General features: G+C 67.9%; 13 protein-coding genes. 7 read left to right on the forward strand and 6 right to left on the reverse strand.

Going from position 1 to position 15,737, the window contains the following annotated elements:
* Positions 1-46 precede the first annotated feature (46 nt).
* Complete coding sequence (locus AC5P5X_RS01565; RefSeq protein ID WP_088611228.1) at positions 47-3,589, forward strand: sensor histidine kinase; 3,543 nt, start codon at positions 47-49, stop codon at positions 3,587-3,589.
* Positions 3,590-3,683: 94 nt separating this feature from the next.
* Positions 3,684-7,211, forward strand: a complete 3,528-nt coding sequence (locus AC5P5X_RS01570; protein ID WP_032966941.1) for a hybrid sensor histidine kinase/response regulator — start codon at positions 3,684-3,686, stop codon at positions 7,209-7,211.
* A gap of 515 nt (positions 7,212-7,726) precedes the next feature.
* On the opposite strand, the gene mdtD is transcribed toward AC5P5X_RS01570, so the two are convergent.
* The 5 genes from mdtD to AC5P5X_RS01595 all read right to left on the reverse strand — a co-directional run bounded on the left by mdtD (position 7,727) and on the right by AC5P5X_RS01595 (position 12,329).
* A complete protein-coding gene (mdtD, locus tag AC5P5X_RS01575) occupies positions 7,727-9,136 on the reverse strand; it encodes a multidrug transporter subunit MdtD (protein ID WP_010482759.1) in 1,410 nt (469 codons plus the stop codon).
* 92 nt (positions 9,137-9,228) lie between these two features.
* Positions 9,229-10,311, reverse strand: coding sequence for a uroporphyrinogen decarboxylase (gene hemE, locus AC5P5X_RS01580; RefSeq protein WP_065183418.1), 1,083 nt, complete (start codon positions 10,309-10,311; stop codon positions 9,229-9,231).
* Positions 10,312-10,337: 26 nt separating this feature from the next.
* Entirely contained in the window at positions 10,338-10,577 is a 240-nt protein-coding gene (locus AC5P5X_RS01585) for a WGR domain-containing protein (RefSeq protein WP_005410666.1), read from the reverse strand.
* 100 nt (positions 10,578-10,677) lie between these two features.
* The gene (gene aroB / locus AC5P5X_RS01590) at positions 10,678-11,790 is read right to left on the reverse strand and encodes a 3-dehydroquinate synthase (protein WP_099497730.1); all 1,113 of its coding nucleotides are present in this window, start codon (positions 11,788-11,790) and stop codon (positions 10,678-10,680) included.
* Positions 11,787-12,329, reverse strand: coding sequence for a shikimate kinase (locus AC5P5X_RS01595; RefSeq protein ID WP_495215884.1), 543 nt, complete (start codon positions 12,327-12,329; stop codon positions 11,787-11,789). Before AC5P5X_RS01595 ends, aroB begins: the two co-directional genes overlap by 4 nt.
* Positions 12,330-12,427: 98 nt before the next feature.
* On the opposite strand from AC5P5X_RS01595, the gene AC5P5X_RS01600 reads away from it, so the two are divergent.
* Complete coding sequence (locus AC5P5X_RS01600) at positions 12,428-12,631, forward strand: dodecin family protein (protein WP_005410663.1); 204 nt, start codon at positions 12,428-12,430, stop codon at positions 12,629-12,631.
* Between the two features lie 6 nt (positions 12,632-12,637).
* Here the strand turns inward: AC5P5X_RS01600 and AC5P5X_RS01605 are convergent, their stop codons facing one another.
* A complete protein-coding gene (locus AC5P5X_RS01605; RefSeq protein WP_060380704.1) occupies positions 12,638-13,465 on the reverse strand; it encodes a hypothetical protein in 828 nt (275 codons plus the stop codon).
* Positions 13,466-13,505: 40 nt separating this feature from the next.
* Between AC5P5X_RS01605 and pdxH the strand changes: the two genes are divergently transcribed.
* The 4 genes from pdxH to AC5P5X_RS01625 all read left to right on the forward strand — a co-directional run bounded on the left by pdxH (position 13,506) and on the right by AC5P5X_RS01625 (position 15,539).
* Positions 13,506-14,105, forward strand: coding sequence for a pyridoxamine 5'-phosphate oxidase (gene pdxH / locus AC5P5X_RS01610; RefSeq protein ID WP_049461029.1), 600 nt, complete (start codon positions 13,506-13,508; stop codon positions 14,103-14,105).
* Positions 14,102-14,563: an aminoglycoside N-acetyltransferase AAC(6')-Iz gene (gene aac(6')-Iz / locus AC5P5X_RS01615; RefSeq protein ID WP_080356689.1), complete on the forward strand. Its 462-nt coding sequence runs from the start codon at positions 14,102-14,104 to the stop codon at positions 14,561-14,563. Before pdxH ends, aac(6')-Iz begins: the two co-directional genes overlap by 4 nt.
* On the forward strand, positions 14,560-14,919 hold the full coding sequence (locus AC5P5X_RS01620) for a YqfO family protein (protein ID WP_049431676.1): 360 nt from the start codon (positions 14,560-14,562) through the stop codon (positions 14,917-14,919). The genes aac(6')-Iz and AC5P5X_RS01620 overlap by 4 nt, the downstream gene beginning before the upstream one ends.
* A gap of 158 nt (positions 14,920-15,077) precedes the next feature.
* Positions 15,078-15,539 carry a DoxX family protein gene (locus tag AC5P5X_RS01625; protein WP_049461031.1) on the forward strand — a complete coding sequence of 154 codons (462 nt, stop codon included), beginning with the start codon at positions 15,078-15,080 and terminating at the stop codon, positions 15,537-15,539.
* The last annotated feature ends 198 nt before the right edge of the window (positions 15,540-15,737 follow it).

Raw genomic sequence — 15,737 nt, forward strand, 5'->3', positions numbered from 1 at the left:
TGACCCCGGCCCTGTGTGACAATCGGGACAGGACAGGGGGTTCAGGATGACGAGCAGCTGGCGCCTGTGGTGCCTGGGCATCGCGGCAACGGGGCTGCTGCTGTTGGCGTCTGCCACGGCGGCTGCAGCCCTGGACATGGCAGAAACACCACGCCTGCGGCGCTTCGGTGCCGCCGAAGGCATGCCTTCGCGCATGGTGCTGGCGCTGGCCGAGGACCGCCAGGGCCATGTCTGGGCCGCAACCGATGGCGGTCTGGTGCGCTACGACGGCAGCTCGCTGCGGGTCTGGGAACATGACCCGGAACAGCCCGGTTCGTTGCCCGGCAACGAGATCGAGACCCTGCTGGTCGATCCGCTGGACCGTGTGTGGGTGGGCATCAATGGCAAGGGCGTGGCCCGCCTGGATGCCGACCGCGAGCGGTTCAAGACCTTCGATGCGGTCAATGGTCCGTGCCTGGGCCAGTTCTGGACGCTGGCCTACGCCGGGGATGCGTTGTGGATCGGTACCAGCAGCCAGGGTATCTGCCGGTTCGGGGAGGACGGCAGCCTGCGCTTCTTCAAGCACGACCCGGCCCGTGCCGACGGCCTGCCCAGCAACACCATCTACAGCAGCCTGGTCGATGCGCGGGGGCGCCTGTGGATCGGTACCGAGGCCGGCGTCGCACGCTGGAATGGCCGTGACTTCGAGCCCGTGGCACCGCACGCGCTGGGCGCATTGAGCGTGCTGCGGATGAGCCGCGATCCGGATGGCTCGATCTGGGTCGGCAGCCAGAACGATGGCCTGTACCGCATCGATGCGCAGGACCGGGTCAGTCGTCCGCGCTGGAGCGACAGCGCCGGCCTGCGCTCGGCGCTGGTGCTGGCCGATCGCCAGGGCGGCTACTGGGCGGGCACGTCCGATGGCCTGCTGCGTGGCGACGCGAGTGCGCTATGGCGGCTCGACGGCGACCGCGGCAGTGGTTTCCTCACTGCACAGAGCGGTGTGCTCGATCTGCTGCAGGACCATGAGGGCGGATTGTGGGTCGCCCTGCTGACCCAGGGACTGGCCTACCTCCCGCCGGATTGGCGCCGCTTCTCGATCTGGAACCAGCTCGATGGCAAGCCGCTGGACAGCCAGTACCTGCTGGGTGCGGCCAGTGATGGCCAGAACTACTACGTGGGTTCGGCGCACGGCGTGTATCAGTTGGACGCGCATGGCACGTTGCGCCTGCTGGCCAGCGACCGCGAGATCGGCAGCGGTGCGGTGTGGTCGGTACTGCCGCGGTCGGACGGGCGCCTGTGGCTGGGGCGTGCCGGCCGCATCAGCGTGTATGACCCGGCCACCCGCGCGCTGCACGACTGGCACATCGGTGGAGGCGCCGATCTGCGCCAGCGCATCGACCTGATGCGGCAGGCACCCGATGGCACGGTCTGGCTTTCGGTGATGAACCTGGGCCTGCAGCAGCGCAGTGCGGAGGGCCGGGTGCTGCGCAGCTATCCTCTCGACGATTTCCGCAAGGCGGCCGACTCACCCATCGAGCAGATCCGCTTCGATGCCCATGGCAAGGCATGGGTGATGGGCGACATGGGCATCTGGCGTGAGCAGGCCGGTCGCTTCGAAGCGGTGCCGGGGGTCTCGCGCGGGCTGATCTACGACCTGGTGTGGGTGGATCCGCAGCAGTTGTGGCTGGCCCGCCAGGGCGCGCTGGAGCGCTACCAGTGGGATGGCATGAGCCTGCGCCTGATCCAGCGCATTGATGGAAGCGCCGGTGTGCCGCCGGTCAGCATGGGGGGCCTGGCATTGGCCGACAATGGCCGGGTGTGGGCGACCACGCCGCGCGGCCTGCTGCGCTGGGACCCGAAAGCACGACGCCTGCAGTTGTTCAATGAACGCGATGGCCTGTCCGATGCCGAGTTCACCAGCCGGCCGCCAGCGGTGAATGCCGATGGTCGCGTTCTGGCCGTCGCCCAGACCGGCCTGGTTGCATTCGACGTGAATGCCGACGACGTGGTGCTGCCCGGGTCGTCGCTGGTGATTGCCGAGGTGCGCGTGCGCCGCGACGATGCACGCGGCTGGCAGCCGCTGCCGAACACCGGCACCCTGCTGCTGGGACCGGATGATCGCGACCTGCAGATCGATGCACGGTTGTTGTCTTATGCCAATCCCCAGGGCAACCGCTACCGCTTCCGGGTACGCGGGTATGACCAGAACTGGGTGGAGCAGGGCGGCGACGGCCAGCGCACGCTGTCGCGACTGCCGACCGGCAGCTACGTCATCGAAGTGCAGGCGGCCACCGCCAATGGTGCATGGACGCCTTCGCAGCAGCTGCAGGTGAAGGTGCTGCCACCCTGGTGGCGCAGCGGCATGGCGATCTTCGGCTACATCCTGATCGGTTCGCTGCTGCTGCTCGTCCTGGTCTGGTCGATCCGTGCGCGCCTGCGCCGTCGCCAGCAATGGCAGCTGACCGTGCACAAGCAGGAGCTGGCCGAACAGGCCTCGCAGGCCAAGAGCCGGTTCCTGGCCACGCTGGGGCATGAAGTCCGCACGCCGATGACCGGCGTGCTTGGCATGAGCGAGTTGCTGCTGGCCACACCGCTGGACCCGGTGCAGCGCAGCTATGCCGGCTCCATCCAGCAGGCCGGCAGCCATCTGCTGCGGTTGGTCAACGATGCGCTGGACCTCGCGCGCATCGAAGCCGGTCGACTGGAGCTGGATCTGCGTCCGTTCGACCTGGCCGGACTGCTCGACCAGGTGCAGGCGCTGATGCAGCCCATGGCCAAACAGCGCAAGCTGGATTTCCAGCGTGGCGACGATCCGCCCGGCCCGATCAGCATCAGTGGCGACGAGATGCGCGTGCGGCAGATCCTGCTCAACCTGCTGGGCAATGCCATCAAGTTCACCGAGCGCGGTCATGTCGGCCTGGCCGTGCACCTGGAAGAGAACGGCGGCGGTCTCTGCTTCGAAGTGCACGACAGTGGTCCGGGTATCAATGCCGAGCAGCAGGAGCGGCTGTTCCACCGATTCGAACAGGCGGAGGGGCCGCGCACGGCCTCGCGCTATGGTGGAAGCGGGCTGGGCCTGGCGATCTGCCAGGAGCTGGCCGTGGCGATGGGCGGGCGCATCGAAGTGGACAGCCAGCCAGGCAAGGGCGCGCGTTTCCGGGTGCGGTTGCCGCTGCCCTGGACCCGGCAGGCAGCCGCCACGGGCGAAGCGCCGGCACTGCCGATGCTGCCGCCACTGCGCATCCTGCTGGTGGAGGACGATGCCACCGTGGCCGAGGTCATCGCCGGCCTGCTGCGCAGCCGCGGCCATGAGGTGGTGCATGTGCTGCATGGCCTGGGGGCTTTGTCGGAGATCGCTACCGACGGCTTCGATGTCGGCCTGCTCGATCTCGACCTGCCTGCGCTGGACGGCACTGCGATCGCCCGCCAGCTGCGCACCCTGGGCTACGAACTGCCACTGGTGGCGGTGACCGCCCGCTCCGATGCGTATGCCGAATCGCAGGTGCTCGCTGCCGGTTTCGATGGTTTCCTGCGCAAGCCGGTGACCGGCGACATGCTGGTGGCAGCGATCATCCAGGCTCGCGCCAAACGACAGACCACAACTTGAAAACGTCGACGCCGGGCGTGAACGGCGCGACTTTCGGTTTACCATGCCGACGCCCGCGGCGCGGGAATCATCAGGCAGCGTGAGGAGGCAATCGGTGGTGTATCTGCGGGCGGCAATGCTGCTGCTGATCCTCCTGTGCGGCCTGTCACCCGCTGCCGCGCAGCCGGTGCCACCGAGCCCGCGCCAGGTGACGGTATTCGACGGCCTGCCGTCCAATACCGTCAACCGCATGGCCGAAGACCGCTATGGCTACCTGTGGATCGCCACCAACGACGGCCTGGCCCGTTACGACGGGCGCAACTACCGGATCTGGCGTTCTGAGGATGGCCTGCGCGACAACCGCATCTGGACGGTCCTGGTCGATGCGCGCAACCAGCTCTGGATCGGGACCGAGAACGCGGGCCTGGTACGGATGTCGGCCGACCGCCGCCAGCTGCATTTCTACGACCGCAGCAGCCAGCCGTTGATGGGGACCAACACGGTCTGGAGCCTGGCGACCACGCCGGACGGTGCGATCTGGTTCGGCACCCACGAAGGTGGGCTGTACCGGCTGGACAGCCAGGACCGCCTGCAGCGTTTCCTGCCCGAGGCCAACAATCCCCGCAGCCTGCCTGCCGCCTCGGTGCCGTACCTGGCCACGCTGGCCGATGGCAGCCTGTGGGTCGGCACAAAGCATGGCGTGGCGCGCTGGACCGGCACCGACTTCGAGCGGGTCGGTACGGACGTCATTCCCAGCCTGCTGATCAATGGGTTGACCAGCGAACCCGATGGCAGCCTGTGGATCAGTACGATGGCCGGCGCCACGGTGCGTCGCCCCGACGGGCGTTTTGAGTCGCCGCCATGGAAACTGCCGCCGGGCGAGCAGGTGCTCGGCATGATGCTGCGCGATGAACAGGGCGGGCATTGGTTGGATACCCGTACCGGGCTTGGTCGGGCCGTGGATGGGCAGTACCAGACCGTTCCGCTGTACAGCGCCGTTGCGCGCGGGCCGGTGCGGCCGAACTGGACGGGCGCCTACGAGGACCGCGAAGGCGGCATCTGGTTGGCCAGTACCAATGCCGGCCTGTGGCATCTGCTGCCGCGCTGGTGGCAGTTCTCGGTGCTGTCGCGATTGGAGGACGACACCGGTTCGCTGCGCAATGCCTTCGTGCTCGGCACCAGCCCTTCCAGCAATGGCGGCATATGGACGGTCGGCAGCCACGGCGCGCTGGACCGGTTCGATCCCAGGACGGGCAAGATCGAGCAGCACCGCACCTGGGTCAATGGCATGTACTGGCTGTCCTCGGTACGCGAGGATCGCCGTGGCCAGGTCTGGATCGGCTCGACCGATGCGTTGCTGCGCTATGACCCGAAGCGACGTGAGCTACGTCGCTGGGGCCGTGATGCCGGGGCCGACGCGACCATGGAAGGGGTCATCGAGTCGATGATGACCTGTGACGGCGACAGTCTATGGTTGATGTTGCCTGCAGGCCTGCAGCAGCGTGACCTCGACGGTCGCCTGCGCCGCCAGCTGGAAAACGGCCAGCGCGGCCTGCAGCAGGGCCAGCTCAACCTGGATGTGGAATGCGGGCCGCAGGACCACATCTGGCTGGCCAGTAGCCGTGGCCTGCTGCAGTGGCTGCCGGAAAGCGAGCGCTTCCAGCCGGTGCCGGGCGCGCCGGCGACCGCGATCCATGCGTTGCACGTGGGCCGCGATGGCCAGGTCTGGCTGTCGGAGGATGGCCGCCTGTCGCGCTACCGCTGGAGCCAGGGCCGGCTTGAACGGCAGGCCGTGGTCGGCGCGGAGCAGGGCTACCCGGCGATCTCCGCTTCCGGGCTGGTGGTCGACGCACAGGGGGTGGCCTGGGCCACCAGTGCGCGCGGCCTGGTCCGGGTTGGCGCCGACGGGCAGAGCGTGCGCCTGTACGGCGTCCACGACGGCCTGCCCAGCCAGGAGTTCCGCGAGCACACGTTGACGATGTCCGGCGATGGCCATCTGGTGGCCGGTACCCCGGCCGGCGTGGTGGTGTTCGACCCGGAACAGGTGCGGCCGTCGGTGCGGCGGGCGCCGTTGGTGATCGAACGGGTCGAAGTCCGCCGCAACGAGCAGGTACTCGACCTGACCCACGACACGCCCTTGCAGATTGCCGATGGTGACCGTGACCTGCGCATCGTCGCGCGACTGTTGTCATTCGCCGATTCGGCCTCCAACAGCTACCGCTACCGCCTGGCCGGCTACGACCCCGATTGGGTGGAAGTGGGGCCGGCCGGTGAGCGCCTGTTTTCGCGCCTGCCGCCGGGCAGCTACCGCCTGGAGGTACAGGCGCGCTCGGCCGACCATGTCTGGTCCCGGGTGCAGAGCCTGGAATTCCGTGTACAGCCACCGTGGTGGCGCAGCCTGTCCGGGCTGCTGGTGCTGGCCTCGATCGCGCTTCTGCTGACCAGTTGGTTTGCCTGGTTGTATCGCCGTCGCCTGCAGCGGCGCCATGCCTATCAGCTGGCACTGCATAAACAGGAACTGGCCGAACAGGCCTCGGCGGCCAAGACCCGCTTCCTGGCCAATCTCGGCCACGAAATCCGCACGCCGATGACCGGTGTGCTCGGCATGAGCGAACTGCTGCTGGCCTCGCCGCTGGACCCGCAGCAGCGCGGCTACACGCAGTCGATCCGGCACGCCGGCGAACACCTGCTTCACCTGGTCAACGATGCACTGGACCTGGCACGGATCGAATCCGGACGGCTGGAGCTGCAGTCCAAGCCGTTCGCGCTGAGCTGCCTGCTGCAGGACCTGGCCGCGCTGATGGGACCGCTGGCAGCGCAGAAGGGCCTGCGCTTCACCCTCGACAACCAGTTGCCGCCGGGCCTGCAGGCGACCGGCGATGCGATGCGGGTAAGGCAGATCCTGCTCAACCTGCTCTCCAACGCGGTCAAGTTCACCAGCCGCGGAACCATCACCCTGCATGCGCGCAGCGACGGCGAGCTGCGCGCGTTGCATTTCGAAGTGCGCGACACCGGGCCGGGCATCAGCCAGGAACAGCAGCAGCGCCTGTTCCGCCGCTTCGAGCAGGCCGATGGCGCCCGCACCGCGGCGCAGTACGGCGGCAGCGGCCTGGGCCTGGCGATCTGCCGCGAACTGGCGCAGGCGATGCAGGGGCGTATCCAGGTGGAGAGCCAGCTCGGCCGCGGCACGTGTTTTGGCGTGACCCTGCCGTTGCCGCTGGTGGTCGATGCCAATGCAGAGTCCGAGGGCGAAGTGCACCGCGAGGATGCGGCCAACATGCCGCCATTGCGCGTGCTGCTGGTCGAGGATGATGCAACCGTGGCTGATGTGGTGCGCGGGCTGTTGAGTGCGCGCGGCCATGAAGTGGTGCATGCGGGCCATGCGCTGGCGGCACTGCGCGAGATCAGCGCAGGGGATTTCGACGTCGGCCTGCTGGATCTGGACCTGCCGGGCCTGAGCGGCTTCGAGCTGGCCCAGCACCTGCGCAACCAGGGCTACATGCTGCCACTGCTCGCCGTGACGGCACGGACCGATCCAGACCTGCAGCAGCAGGTGGAAGCGGCCGGCATCGGTGGTTTCCTGCGCAAGCCGGTGACCGGTGAGCTGCTGGTGGAAGCGATCGCCAGGGTCATGGGCAGGTAGGGTTTATTGCAGGGCTTGCAGCCCTGCACCTGCTGCAAGCCGGAGCAACAGCAACAGCCGAAGCAAAAGCTGGTTTCCCGTGGGATGGCGGGGCGGTGCCGGAGTGCGGGGACGCCGCAAGTACGTCCTTGTAGGCTTGGCAGCCGCATCCATGCGGCTGACACCCCGCACTCCGACACCACCCCGCCTTCGACAGAATTCTGCGATCTGCAGTAGATCCACGCCATGCGTGGATGGTTTTCGATCTCAATTCGACATATTCGATCTCGATGGAGATTCATCCACGCATGGCGTGGATCTACCCGATCGCGAAAATCTGTCAGAGGTGGGGCGGTGTGGGCTTGCAGGACCGTTGGCGCCATGGATGGCGCCATCGAGCCCCCAGGGACGGGTTTACGGCGTGTCCTGCAAGCCCACACCGCCCCACCACCCACGGAATGCCTGCTTTTGCCGTTGCTGTTGCCTTGGCTTGAAGCCTCTGCAGGTGCAGGGCCGCAGGCCCTGCCGAACCACCCTCACTCCGCAACGTGCTCGACCTGCCGTGGCTCCGGCTTGGTATCGGGCAGCTGCCAGAAGATCATCGTCGAGGTCAGGGTGATCGCGCCCACGCACAGGAATGTGGCGTGCAACGCGGCGGTGGCGCTGTTGCTGTCCAGGTGGTTGCCGAACGCGGCCAGCAGGCTGCCGGCCGCAGCAGCACCAAAGCCGGCGGCGAGCATCATCACCATCGACAGCAGGCTGTTGCCGGAACTGGCGAACTCACGGTCCAGATCGCGCAGGGTCACGGTGTTCATCACGGTGAACTGCAGCGAATTGACCGCGCCGAAGAACGCCAGCTGCAGCAGGCGCCAGGCCAGGTGCTGGCCGGGTGTCATCAGGATGAAGCTGGCCATCGCCAGGCCCACCAGCACGGTGTTGACCATCAGCACGCGGCGGTAGCCGTAGCGCTCCACCAGCTTCACCGCCAGTTTCTTTGAGACCATGCCGGCGGCTGCCACCGGCACCATCATCAGGCCGGCGTTCATCGGGCCCAGGCCCAGGCCGACCTGCAGCAGCAACGGGATCAGCATCGGCATGGCGCTGCTGCCGATGCGCGAGAAAAGATTGCCGAGAATGCCGATGCGGTAGCTGGGTACGCGGAACAGCGCCAGCGAGAACAACGGCGCCGTCGAATTGGCAGCGTGCAGCCAGTAACCCACCAGAGCCGCCAGCCCTGCAACGGTCATCAGCATCACCAGCGCGTGTGGCGTGCCCAGTCCGGAGATGCCGTCCAGCGCCAGTGACAGCACCACCATCGCGAAGGCCAGCATGATGTAGCCACGCAGGTCGAAACGGGTGCGATGGCTGGCGTAGTGGTCGGGCATGATCTTCATCGCGGCGATGAATCCGATCACGCCGATCGGCAGGTTGATCAGGAACACCCAGTGCCACGAGGCGATCTCCACCAGCCAGCCGCCGAGCGTGGGGCCGATCAGCGGGCCGACCAGGGCCGGGATGGCGATGAAGCTCATCGCGCGCAGGAAATCCTCGCGCGGCACTGATCGCATCACTGCCAGCCGGCCGACCGGCAGCAGCATGGCACCGCCGATGCCCTGCAGCACGCGCGCACCGACCAGCTGGTGCAGGTGCTGGGCCAGCGCGCAGGCCAGCGAGCCGAGGGTGAACAGAATGATCGCCACCAGGAAGGTGCGACGGGTGCCGTAGCGGTCAGCGATCCAGCCCGAGGCGGGAATGAAGGTGGCCACCGCCAGCGCGTAGCTGAACACCACCGACTGCATCTGCAGCGGGCTTTCGCCCAGGCTGGCCGCCATCGCCGGCAATGCCGTGTTGACGATGGTCGAGTCCAGCATCTGCATGAAGATCGCCAAGGACACCAGCCACAGCAGGGGGCGCTGGCGGTTGTAGGTCGATGGCGATGTGGACATGGGGTGCGGCCGGTGCAGCGTGGGGGATGCCATGATCGCGCACTGTGGGTCACGGCGCGATCAACATCGCGCCGCAACCGTATGCCGAATGCTCAGCGCTGGCTGTGCGCGTGCACCGCGTCGACCAGCACCTGCACGTGGGCCGGGTCCATGTCCGGCGACATGCCGTGGCCGAGGTTGAACACGTGGCCCTCGCGCGAACCGCCATTGCCGGCGGCGTAGGTGTCGAGCACCCGCGCTGCGGCTGCGGCAATCGCATCCGGCGAGGCGTACAGCGTGGTCGGGTCGAGGTTGCCCTGCAGCGCGACGCGGCCACCGGTGCGGCGCATCGCCTCGTCCAGGTCCAGCGTCCAGTCCAGGCCCAGTGCATCGGCGCCGGTCTGCGACAGCGCTTCCAGGTGCAGGCCGGTACCCTTGCCGAACAGGATCAGCGGCGTGCGCTCGCTGCCTGCGCCGCGCTCCAGGCCCTCGGCGATGCGCTGCAGGTAGCGCAGCGAGAACTCGCGGTACATTGCCGGCGACAGCACGCCGCCCCAGGTGTCGAACACCTGCAGCGCCTGCGCACCGGCCGCGCGCTGCGCGCCCAGGTACGCAATCACCGCGTCGGTGGTGACCTCCAGCAGGCAGTGCAGGGCCTGCGGATGGTTCAGCGCCATTGCCTTGATGCGCGCGAAATCCTTGCTGCCGCCGCCTTCCACCATGTAGCAGGCCAGTGTCCAGGGGCTGCCGGAGAAGCCGATCAACGGTACCTGGCCGTCCAGCTCCCGACGGATCAGGCGCACTGCGTCCATCACATAGCCCAGGTCCTGCTCCATGTCCGGTACCGCCAGCCGGGCGATGGCCGCTTCGTCACGCACCGGATGACGGAACTTCGGGCCTTCGCCTTCAACAAAGTAGAGCTCCAGGCCCATCGCATCGGGAATGGTGAGGATGTCCGAGAACAGGATGGCTGCGTCCAGCGGGAATCGGCGCAGCGGCTGCAGCGTGACTTCGCAGGCGATCTCCGGGTTCTTGGCCATGGCCAGGAAGCTGCCGGCCTTGGCCCGGGTTGCGCGGTACTCCGGCAGGTAACGGCCGGCCTGGCGCATCAGCCAGACGGGGGTGCAGTCCACCGGTTCGCGGCGCAGGGCGCGCAGCAGGCGATCGTTGCGGAGAGGGCTGGTCACGATGGGCATTCCTTGGACGAAAGTTGGCAGCGGCGTCAGTCGCCGTGCGAGAGGATCTGGAAGCCGCGATGCAGTTCGGCATCGCGCGCCTTCTCGAAGGCATGACGGGCTTCGTCGGCCTGCAGGAACAGCTCGCGCCGCAGCTGCGAGCGGTTGCCGACGCGGCCGCTCTCGCGCAGCAGCTCCCAGCCGCCGAACAGGTCCGGCTGCAGGCTCAGGCGCAGGAAGCGCGGTGCCTGCGCACCGGCGTCGGGATGTTGCAGGTAGACGTGCATGGGCCGATTGTAGCGGGGCCAGGGTGACCCCGGCCGCAACGCGGTCGTGCCGGCGGCTGGCGGGCTTCCTCGTTGCTGACGTTGCCGGCCAGCGGCCGGACTACCGGGCCGACAGCACCTTCAGCACCGCCGCCTCATCCACGTTCGGCACCACTTCGGCGCGGCCCACGCCGCGCCACAGCACCAGGCGCAGGCGGCCGGCCACATTCTTCTTGTCCAGCCGCATGCGGCCGAGCAGGGCCTGCGGGTCCAGCCCGGCCGGGATCGACACCGGCAGGCCGAGCCGTTCCAGCAGCGCCTGCAGGCGTGCGCGATCGGCATCGTCGGCCAGGCCCAGGTGAGTGGACAGCTTCGCGGCCAGCACCATGCCCACCGCCACCGCCTCGCCGTGGTTCAGCGCATCGCGGCCCGGGGCCGAGTAGCCCTGCTCGGTTTCGATGGCATGGCCGAAGGTATGGCCGAGGTTGAGCAGGGCGCGCTCGCCCTTCTCGAACGGATCACGCTCGACGATGGCGGCCTTGTGCCGGCAGCTGCGCGCGATGGCTTCGGCCAGTACCGCATCCTCGCCGGCCAGCAGCGCATCGGCATGCTGCTGCAGCCATTCGAAGAACACGGCATCACCCAGCGCGCCGTACTTCACCACTTCGGCCAGGCCGGCACGCAGCTCGCGCGGCGGCAGGGTGGCCAGCACACGGGTATCGGCGATCACCGCGCGCGGCGGATGGAACGCGCCGACCAGGTTCTTGCCGGCCGGGATGTCGACCGCCGTCTTGCCGCCCACCGACGAATCGACCATCGCCAACAGGGTGGTCGGCAGCTGCACGCAGTCCACGCCGCGCATCCAGCAGGCCGCGGCGAAGCCGGCGAGATCACCGACCACGCCGCCGCCGAGGGCGAACACGCAGGCGTCGCGGGTGGCGCCGAGCGCGGCCAGGGCGTCGATGGCACGGCCGAATTCGGCCAGCGTCTTGGAGGCTTCGCCCGCGGCCAGCACATGCTCGCCGACGATCAGGTCGGGGCGTGCGGTCAGAAGGGTCTGCTTCACGGCACCCAGATAGCGCGGGGCCACTTCGCTGTCGCTGAGCAAAAGCACGTGGCGGCCACGCACATGCGAGGCCAGCGCGGTGCCGTCGGCCTGCGCACCGGCGCCGATGGTGATGGAGTAAGGATGGTCGCCGCCGACGGCGACCTGAAGCAGGGCGGGGGAAGTCATGGGGTCAGGTCCTGGCGCTGCCATTGCGTGGCCAGCTTGACCACCAGGTGGGCGGTCGCGTCGGCAGCGGTGTACGGGTCGGTATTAAGGGTGATGTCGGCCAGTTCGCGGTACAGCGGGTCGCGGTGCGCGGCCAGATCGTGCAGCACCTGCTCACGGTCCGGGCGCTGCAGCAGCGGCCTGCCTTTGTCGCGGGCCAGGCGTTCCAGCTGCGCGTTCACGCTGACCCGCAGGTAGACCACGAAGCCGCGCTGGGCGATCAACGCACGGTTGCCAGGATCCAGCACCGCGCCGCCGCCGGTGGAGACCAGCTGGCCGCGACCTTCCAGCACGCGGGCAAGCGCCTCGCGTTCATGGCTGCGGAAGCCGGCTTCGCCGGAGTGCTCGAAAATGGTCGGGATGCTGGCGCCGGCGGCATCGACGATGGCCTGGTCGACATCGACGAAGTCCAGCGTGAAGCGCTCGGCCAGGCGGCGGCCGATGCAGGTTTTGCCGGCGCCCATCGGGCCGATCAGGATCAGGTTCGGAGCAGGATTCATGCCCTGTGATGCTAACACCTCCGTGCCCTGGCCTTTACGTCCTTCACGTCAGGGTAGGCGTTCCTGCGGGGTTTCCCGCGCCAACCGGAGTACAGGCCATGACGGTCGCGAAGGTCATCGAAATCACCGCCTCCTCGCCGAAGAGCGTGGAGGACGCCGTGCGCAGCGGTCTGAAGAAGGTCTCCGAGACGGTCAAGGGCATCCAGGGCGCCTGGGTGAACGAGACCAAGGTGGTGACCAATGGCAGCGGCGAAATCACCGAATGGCGGGTCAACCTGCGGGTGACCTTCCTGGTGGAATAGGCGCGCTCAGCGCACGTCCTGCACCTGTCGCTGGCCGTCCAGCACCACCACGTGGTCGGCCAGGGCGGGCAGGGCATGCAGCGCCTGGCGGCTGACCCGCTCGTAGTACTGCACGAAGCGCTCCAGCTGTGGCCGGCTCATGCCGTGCCGGCCGGGCTGCGCGGCCTGCAGGTTCTGCTCCTGCTGCCAGCGCCAGCGCGGTACCACCGAGAAATCCGGCGGCTGCAGGAACCACAGGCGGTCGCAGCGCTGCCACAGCGCCGGGTAGTCGCGGGCCAGCGCCTGGTTGCACCAGCGCCGCCAGCGACCATCGGCGTCGGCTTCGCGCTCCAGTGCGTTCAACGGGCTGTCCAGCGCGTCGTCATCCTGCGCGGGGGTGCCAAGGAACCAGCCTTCGAAGACCAGCAGGTCCAGCGGTTGCTGCAGGCGCGGCCAGTGCGCTTCGGGCAGGCGTTCATCGGCCAGCTTGTCGAAGCGCGGCATCGCGAAGGGCTGGCGTGTGGCCACGGCGTCCAGCACTGCATGGGCCAACGGCAGGTCATGGGTGCCCGGCGGGCCTCGGGTGATCAGCAGCGGGTGCACCTGGCGGGCCAGCCGCTGCCGCTGTGCGCGGGTCAGGTAGACGTCATCGATGGACAGCGTGGCGGCGTTCAGGCCGCGCGACTGGGCGCGCGCCACCACCTGCGCGGCCAGCGTCGATTTGCCGCTCCCCTGCAGGCCGCTGATCGCCAATACTGGAACCGCTGCAGCGTTGCCCAGTGCATCGTCCAGCACCTGTTCGGCCAATGTTTCGGGGAATCCTTTCACCTGGGGCATATACGCAGCAGCGGCCATGCAGCCACAATAGCCCAATCCGTGTGAGAAGAACGCAATCATGAGCGACCTGTACGCCGAAGCCCTGTCCACGTTTGCCGGCCTGTTCGAAGAGGCCAAACAGAGCCGCGAGGTCGAGCCGAACGCGATGACCGTGGCCACCGCCGATACGCACGGCCGTCCCTCTGCACGTATCGTGCTGCTGAAGGCGTTCGATGAGCGTGGTTTCGTGTTCTACACCCACCTGGACAGCCATAAGGGCCAGGAGCTGCAGGCCAATCCGCAGGCCGCGCTGTTGTTCCTGTGGCGCAGCCTGCGCGAAGCCGGTATCCAGGTGCGCATTGAAGGCCGTGTCGAGCAGGTCGCCGATGCCGAAGCCGATGCCTATTTCGCCAGCCGCCCGCGCATGAGCCAGATTGGCGCGTGGGCCTCGCAGCAGTCGAAGACGCTGGCAACGCGCGAGGAATTCGATGCGCGCGTGGCCGAGGTCGAAGCCCGCTTCGAGGGCAAGGACGTGCCGCGCCCGGAGGGCTGGAGCGGCCTGCGCGTGGTGCCCGACCGCATCGAGTTCTGGTACGGCGCGCAGTTCCGCCTGCACGAACGCTGGTGCTATGAAGCCGGCGCCGAAGGGCGCTGGAGCAAGCGCCTGCTGTACCCGTGATCGCCAGCGCGCCCACGATCCGCCAGGCCACGCCGGCCGATGCGGCCGCATGGGCGCAGTTGCGTCTCGGCCTGTGGCCTGATGCCGATGATCCGCTGGAGGAACTGGCGCAGTCGCTGGCAGATGCCGAAGGTGCTGTGTTCTTGGCCTGTGCGGCGGATGGCGAGGCGGTTGGTTTCGCTGAAGTGCGCCTGCGCCATGACTACGTGAACGGTACCGAGTCTTCGCCGGTGGGGTTCCTGGAGGGCTGGTACGTGCAGCCGCAGTGGCAAGGCAGCGGCGTCGGCCGCGCCCTGCTGGCGGCGGTGCAGGCGTGGACGCGCGATGCGGGCTGCCGCGAACTGGCTTCGGACAGTCGCGTGGAAGACGTGCAGGCTCACGCCGCGCATCGGGCCTGCGGCTTCGAAGAGACCGAACGGGTCGTCTATTTCCGCATGCCGCTGGAGCCATCGGCGTGAATCGCGTGGCGCTGTACCGCGTGGTGGTGTTCGTGCCGTCGGCAGCACTGGGCGCGGTGAAGCAGGGCATCCTGGCGGTGGACGCGCTGGCGGCCGGCGACTACGAGCACGGTATGTGGTGGTCGGCGCCGGGGTTCGAACAGTTCCGCCCGCGCGTGGGTGCGTCGCCCGTGCAGGGTGAGGCGGGGCGCACCGAAGTGGTCGACAGCGTACGCTTGGAATTCTGCCTGCCGCGCGATCCGCAGCGGCTGCAGCGCATCTTCGAACAGGGCATCGTGCCGCATCATCCGTGGCAGGTGCCGGTGGTGCAGGTGGAGGAGATCGAGCTTCTGCTGGCCGACGCACGCCTTTTGTAGAGTCGAGCCCTGCTCGGCTGCTGCTCCGACGCATGAGGCAGTCGAGCAGGGCTCGACTCCACAAGAGCAGGCTGTCGCAAATGGACCGGCTTGCTTCATCTGCGAGCAGGCCCTTAACCGGCACACTCCGACGGATGTTCTCGACTTCCGGAGTTGCCATGCCCTCCTGGCGTTGCCTGTTTGCGGTGCCGCCGCCGCGTCACGGCGTGGAAGCGTTCCTGCTGTTGATCGCCCGCATCGTCGCCGGGGTGATGTTCTGCGTGTCCGGCTGGAACAAGGTGTTCACCGATGCGGGCCGCGAACGCATGGTGCATACGCTGGTTGATGCGGGGATCCCGTTCCCGGTGTTCAGTGCGCCGGTGCTCGGCGGCATTGAATGGATTGCGGGCGGCCTGCTGGTGCTGGGCCTGCTCAGCCGTCCTTCGGCCCTGCTGCTGGCGGGGATCTGTGCGGTGGCGGCGCTGACCGATGGCATCGCGCGCATTCCTGCGGGACTGAGCGTGCCGGATTGGTTGAGCTGGTTCTTCTACCTGAGCGAAGTGCCGCTGGGTGTGTTGCTGTTGTGGATTGCCGCAGTGGGGAGTGGACGGTTCGCGATCGAAGCGCGTTGGACACGCTGATTGCACTTTATTCGGCGCCCGGCCGACGAGCGTGCTGTAGCGCCTGGACGCTCCAGTAGTTCCACGCCATGCGTGGATGGGGTGATTGGGAAAAGCGGTGCGAACCAAGGTTCGCACCCACCGGGGATCGCTTCGCACCGCCCAGGCATCGGGTTGCCCTCAACAGACATCGGCATCGGTTCGCCCCGGCCAGAGATC

The organism is Stenotrophomonas sp. YJH_SMC_91, from assembly GCF_059368495.1.

What these genes read in the sequence shown, in the direction of transcription:
- aroB (WP_099497730.1), bottom strand. Translation starts at nt 11,790, where the DNA reads ATGACTTCCCCCGCCCTGCTTCAGGTCGCCGTCGGCGGCGACCATCCT.
- hemE (WP_065183418.1), bottom strand. Translation starts at nt 10,311, where the DNA reads ATGCCCATCGTGACCAGCCCTCTCCGCAACGATCGCCTGCTGCGCGCC.
- mdtD (WP_010482759.1), bottom strand. Translation starts at nt 9,136, where the DNA reads ATGTCCACATCGCCATCGACCTACAACCGCCAGCGCCCCCTGCTGTGG.
- AC5P5X_RS01625 (WP_049461031.1), top strand. Translation starts at nt 15,078, where the DNA reads ATGCCCTCCTGGCGTTGCCTGTTTGCGGTGCCGCCGCCGCGTCACGGC.
- pdxH (WP_049461029.1), top strand. Translation starts at nt 13,506, where the DNA reads ATGAGCGACCTGTACGCCGAAGCCCTGTCCACGTTTGCCGGCCTGTTC.
- AC5P5X_RS01605 (WP_060380704.1), bottom strand. Translation starts at nt 13,465, where the DNA reads ATGGCCGCTGCTGCGTATATGCCCCAGGTGAAAGGATTCCCCGAAACA.
- AC5P5X_RS01595 (WP_495215884.1), bottom strand. Translation starts at nt 12,329, where the DNA reads ATGAATCCTGCTCCGAACCTGATCCTGATCGGCCCGATGGGCGCCGGC.
- AC5P5X_RS01565 (WP_088611228.1), top strand. Translation starts at nt 47, where the DNA reads ATGACGAGCAGCTGGCGCCTGTGGTGCCTGGGCATCGCGGCAACGGGG.
- AC5P5X_RS01600 (WP_005410663.1), top strand. Translation starts at nt 12,428, where the DNA reads ATGACGGTCGCGAAGGTCATCGAAATCACCGCCTCCTCGCCGAAGAGC.
- AC5P5X_RS01585 (WP_005410666.1), bottom strand. Translation starts at nt 10,577, where the DNA reads ATGCACGTCTACCTGCAACATCCCGACGCCGGTGCGCAGGCACCGCGC.